Raw genomic sequence first — 4,382 nt, forward strand, 5'->3', positions numbered from 1 at the left:
GGCCGGTCAGCGGACGTCGACCGCCAGCGCCTCGCGCGACTCGATCGGCTGGCGCGGCGCCGGGACCGGCAGCGGCAGGGTGGGGCGCTGGTCGCGCCGCGGCGCGCCGAAGCTCATCCCGACCGGGTCGGTGCGGGCCACGCCCGGGTCGTAGAGGCGCAGGTCGGTGCGACCGAGGCGGACCACGTCACCGTCGGCGAGCGGCACGCTGCCGCTGATCCGCCGGTCGTTGAGCCAGGTGCCGTTGGTCGAGCCGAGGTCGGTCAGCAGCACCCCGTCGGTGGTGGCCTGGACGGTGGCGTGCCGCCGGCTCAGGTGGGGGTCGGCGAGCACGATGTCGGCGCTCGGCGCCCGGCCGATCACCTGGACGCCCCGTCCGACCCGGAAACTGAGCCCGCGCATCGCCCCACCGGACACCGTCAGCAGCGGCATCAGCTCCGGATGATCCTCCATGGACCGTCGACCTCCACCCCACATCGCCCCGCGGCGTCAGCCTGCCACCTCACCGTAGTGGCTCCCACCACCGCGCGGTCACCCCCGTGACCCCGGCCGGCCATCTCCCGTTCGCCGTTCGGGCAGTCGGCCGCGGCGCGATCGGGTGGCACCGGCGTCGATGCGACGCGGGCCGGTCCGGGCAGCGTACGGGGTGCGCGGCACCTACCGGTGAGTAATGTTCGGGTCTACACTGCGCCCATGACCGCTGTGCATGTCCCCGGAACCCCGCTCATCGAGGCCGGTCGACTGGTGTCGACGAGCCCGGCGACCGGCGCGGAGGCCGGGCGACTCCCGGTGGCGACCGAGGCGGACGTGCGTGCCGCCGTCGACCGGGCCCGGCCGGCGGCCGACTGGTGGGCCGGCCTCGGCTTCGCCGGCCGACGGGACCGGCTCCAGCGCTGGCGTGGTGTGCTCGCCCGGCGGATCGAGGAGCTGGCCGACCTGATGCACACCGAGGGCGGCAAGCCGGTCGGCGACGCCGTGGTGGAGATCCTCACCGCGCTGGAGCACATCGACTGGGCGGCCCGCAACGCCCGGCGGGTGCTCGGCCCCCGGCGGGTCCGCTCCCGGCTGATCCTGGCCGAGTTCACCGGTCACCTGGAATACCAGCCCTACGGCGTGGTCGGCGTGATCGGCCCGTGGAACTACCCGGTCTTCACCCCGATCGGCTCCGCCGCGTACGCGCTGGCCGCCGGCAACGCGGTGGTGTTCAAGCCCAGCGAGTACACCCCGGCGGTGGGCCAGTGGCTGGTGGACCGGTTCGCCGAGGTGGTGCCGGAGCAGCCGGTGTTCCAGGCGGTGCACGGGCTCGGTGACGTCGGCGCCGCGCTGTGCCGGTCCGGGGTGGCGAAGCTGGCGTTCACCGGCTCGACGGCCACCGCGAAGAAGGTGATGGCCGCCTGCGCCGAGACGCTCACCCCGGTGCTGCTGGAGGCCGGCGGCAAGGACGCGATGATCGTGGACGCCGACGCCGACCTGGACGCCGCGGCCGAGGCGGCCGTGTGGGGTGGGCTCACCAACGCCGGCCAGACGTGCATCGGCATCGAGCGGGTCTACGCGGTCGACCAGGTCTTCGACGCGTTCGTCGACAAGGTGGTGACGAAGGCCGGCCGGCTCACCGTCGGCGCGGACGGGACCGACCTCGGCCCGATCACCATGCCGTCCCAGATCGACGTCATCCGCCGGCACATCGACGACGCGGTCGCCCGTGGTGGCCGCGCGGTGCTCGGCGGCCCGGAGGCGGTCCAGCCGCCGTACGTGCACCCGACCGTGCTGGTCGACGTGCCGGAGGACTCGGCCGCCGTCCGCGAGGAGACGTTCGGCCCGACGCTCACCGTCAACCGGGTCCGCGATGTCGACGAGGCCGTGGAGCGCGCCAACGCCCTCCCGTACGGCCTCGGGGGTTCGGTCTTCGGCCGGGCCCGGGCGGTGGCCGTGGCGCGGCGGCTGCGCTCCGGGATGGCCTCGGTCAACTCGGCGCTGACCTTCGCCGGCATGTCCACGCTGCCGTTCGGCGGCACCGGCGAGTCCGGCTTCGGCCGGATCCACGGCGAGGACGGGCTGCGCGAGTTCGGTCGCCCCAAGGCGGTCACCCGCCGCCGGGCCCGCTCGCTGCTGCCGGCCATGACGTTCGAGCGCACCCCGGCCGACGTCGCCCGCCTGGTCAAGGTCGCCAAGCTGATGTACGGCCGGGGGCGCTGAGCCTCAGAACAGCGTCAGCTCGTCGCGCTCGATGCCGCGCAGCTTGTCGTAGTCGACCACCACGCAGCGGATGCCCCGGTCGGTGGCGAGCACCCGGGCCTGCGGCTTGATCTCCTGGGCGGCGAACACGCCGGTGACCGGCGCGAGCAGCGGGTCGCGGTTCATCAGCTCCAGGTAGCGGGTGAGCTGCTCCACCCCGTCGATCTCGCCGCGCCGCTTCACCTCGACCGCCACCGCGCGGGCGTTCGCGTCCCGGCAGAGCAGGTCGACCGGGCCGATCGCGGTCATGTACTCCCGGCGGACCAGGGTGAAGCCCTCCCCCAGCGTCTCCGGGTTGGCGGCGAGCAGTTCCTGCAGGTGCGCCTCGACGCCGTCCTTGCGCAGGCCCGGGTCGATCCCCAGCTCGTACGAGGTGTCCTGGAAGATCTCCTCCAGGGTGATCCGCAGCTCCTCGCCGGCCTTGTTGACCACCCGCCACACGCCGGGCGCCTCCTCCAGGCGACACGGCGGGCTCATCCAGTTCAACGGCTTGTACGCCCGGTCGTCCGCGTGGATCGACACCGAGCCGTCCGCCTTCACCATGAGCAACCGGGTGGCCGGCGGCAGGTGGGCCGAGAGCCGTCCGACGTAGTCCACCGAGCACTTCGCAATGACCAACCGCACCCGACGAGGGTAGCGGAGCCCCCGGCCGCCGCCGACGAGCGCCACTGGCGCACCGGTGCCATATTGAGATCGTGCTCGAAGTCCTCACCGGTTCCGGTCTCGCCGCCTCGGCGGGTCTGAACGCCTACATCCCGCTGATGCTGATGGGCCTGCTGGCCCGCTACACCGACCTGATCGAGCTGCCGAGCGGTTGGCAGTGGCTCGGCAACGGCTGGGTGCTGGCGATCCTCGCCGTGCTGCTCGCGGTCGAGGTGGTGGCCGACAAGATCCCGGTGGTCGACCACGTCAACGACATGGTGCAGACGGTGGTCCGGCCGACCGCGGGCGGCCTGGCCTTCGGCGCCGGTTCCGGCTCGGAGACGGTCACGGTCAGCGACCCCGACACGTTCTTCTCCACCCACCAGTGGGTTCCGGTGGTGGTCGGCGTGCTGATCGCGCTCGGCGTGCACCTGCTCAAGGCCGCCGCCCGGCCGGTCGTCAACGCGACCACCGCCGGCTTCGGCGCGCCGGTGGCGAGCACCGCCGAGGACGCGACGAGCGTGGTCATGTCGGTGGTGGCGATCCTGTTGCCGGTGCTGGTGCTGGTGTTCGCGGTCGGCCTGGTGGTGTTCGCGGTCTGGTTGGTCCGCCGCCGACGGGACCGACGACGGGACCGCGCCGCCGCCCGCGCGGCCGGCTACCGCGTCTAGCCGGTCAGCGGCTCTGGTAGGTCATGCAGTCGGCCATGTCCATGTCCGGGCCCACGGTGATGGCCGGGGCGTGGCACTCCAGGTCGGAGTTGTGCCGACAGTCCGAGCGCGAGCAGGCGCCGACCTGGGCGACCAACTGGTCGATGCCGCCACGCACCGGCAGTTCCACGAACGTGTGGCAGTGGGCGTGGTCGCTGCTGCCGATCGTGATGGCGAACGCGTGGCAGTCGTTCGTGTGGTTGTAGGCGCAGGACCGGACGGCGCACTCCTGGACCCGGGGCATCTCCATCGACGCGGTCATCATTCCCGCCCTTCCGTGGGTGTCTTGCCCCGATTTTAGGCTTTTGCGCCTCCTGCGTCAGCTCAACCCGTTGGCCTCACGGATGACGGTGACCAGCTGGTCGATGATGCCGGTGAGTGCGAAGTCCTTCGGCGTGAACACCCGGGCCACCCCGGCGGTCCGCAGCGCGTCCGCGTCACCGGCCGGGATGATGCCGCCCACCACCACCGGCAGGTCGCCCCGACCGGCCGCGCGCAGCCCGTCCAGCACGGCCGGTACGGCCGCCAGGTGCGAGCCGGAGAGCACGGAGAGGCCGACCAGGTCGACGTCCTCCTCCACGGCGGCGGCAACGATCTGCCCGGCGGTCAGCCGGATGCCCTGGTAGACCACCTCGAAGCCGGCGTCGCGGGCGCGTACCGCGATCTGCTCGGCGCCGTTGGAGTGCCCGTCCAGCCCCGGCTTGCCGACCAGCAGCCGCAGCCGACCGCTGCCCAGCTCCCGGGCGGTCGCGGCGACCCGCTCGCGCACCGCCGCGAGGCTCGCGTCGCCGCCGG

The 4,382-nt window shown here is 73.1% G+C and carries 6 protein-coding genes; 2 read left to right on the forward strand and 4 right to left on the reverse strand.

Translation table 11 applies throughout. The features are described from left to right. Nucleotides 1-6: 6 nt before the first annotated feature. Nucleotides 7-453 carry an FHA domain-containing protein gene (locus tag HUW36_RS26660; RefSeq protein WP_174530661.1) on the reverse strand — a complete coding sequence of 149 codons (447 nt, stop codon included), beginning with the start codon at nucleotides 451-453 and terminating at the stop codon, nucleotides 7-9. Between the two features lie 240 nt (nucleotides 454-693). On the opposite strand from HUW36_RS26660, the gene HUW36_RS26665 reads away from it, so the two are divergent. Then, a complete protein-coding gene (locus HUW36_RS26665) occupies nucleotides 694-2,196 on the forward strand; it encodes an aldehyde dehydrogenase family protein (RefSeq protein WP_174530662.1) in 1,503 nt (500 codons plus the stop codon). Nucleotides 2,197-2,199: 3 nt separating this feature from the next. Here the strand turns inward: HUW36_RS26665 and nucS are convergent, their stop codons facing one another. Continuing rightward, nucleotides 2,200-2,859, reverse strand: coding sequence for an endonuclease NucS (gene nucS / locus HUW36_RS26670; protein WP_174530663.1), 660 nt, complete (start codon nucleotides 2,857-2,859; stop codon nucleotides 2,200-2,202). Between the two features lie 71 nt (nucleotides 2,860-2,930). On the opposite strand from nucS, the gene HUW36_RS26675 reads away from it, so the two are divergent. After that, on the forward strand, nucleotides 2,931-3,548 hold the full coding sequence (locus tag HUW36_RS26675) for a DUF4126 domain-containing protein (RefSeq protein ID WP_174530664.1): 618 nt from the start codon (nucleotides 2,931-2,933) through the stop codon (nucleotides 3,546-3,548). Between the two features lie 4 nt (nucleotides 3,549-3,552). Here the strand turns inward: HUW36_RS26675 and HUW36_RS26680 are convergent, their stop codons facing one another. Together HUW36_RS26680 and HUW36_RS26685 are read right to left on the reverse strand one after the other, a co-directional pair. Beyond that, on the reverse strand, nucleotides 3,553-3,849 hold the full coding sequence (locus HUW36_RS26680) for a DUF1540 domain-containing protein (protein WP_174530665.1): 297 nt from the start codon (nucleotides 3,847-3,849) through the stop codon (nucleotides 3,553-3,555). A gap of 57 nt (nucleotides 3,850-3,906) precedes the next feature. Next, nucleotides 3,907-4,382: cobalamin B12-binding domain-containing protein (locus HUW36_RS26685; RefSeq protein ID WP_174530666.1), on the reverse strand; the 476-nt coding region annotated here is incomplete at its 5' end.

The organism is Micromonospora maritima, assembly GCF_902825405.1.
Lineage (GTDB): Bacteria > Actinomycetota > Actinomycetes > Mycobacteriales > Micromonosporaceae > Micromonospora > Micromonospora maritima.

Bases quoted from the DNA above. Each gene is read 5' to 3' on its own strand.
- HUW36_RS26680 (WP_174530665.1), bottom strand. From the start codon at position 3,849: ATGACCGCGTCGATGGAGATGCCCCGGGTCCAGGAGTGCGCCGTCCGG.
- HUW36_RS26665 (WP_174530662.1), top strand. From the start codon at position 694: ATGACCGCTGTGCATGTCCCCGGAACCCCGCTCATCGAGGCCGGTCGA.
- HUW36_RS26660 (WP_174530661.1), bottom strand. From the start codon at position 453: ATGGAGGATCATCCGGAGCTGATGCCGCTGCTGACGGTGTCCGGTGGG.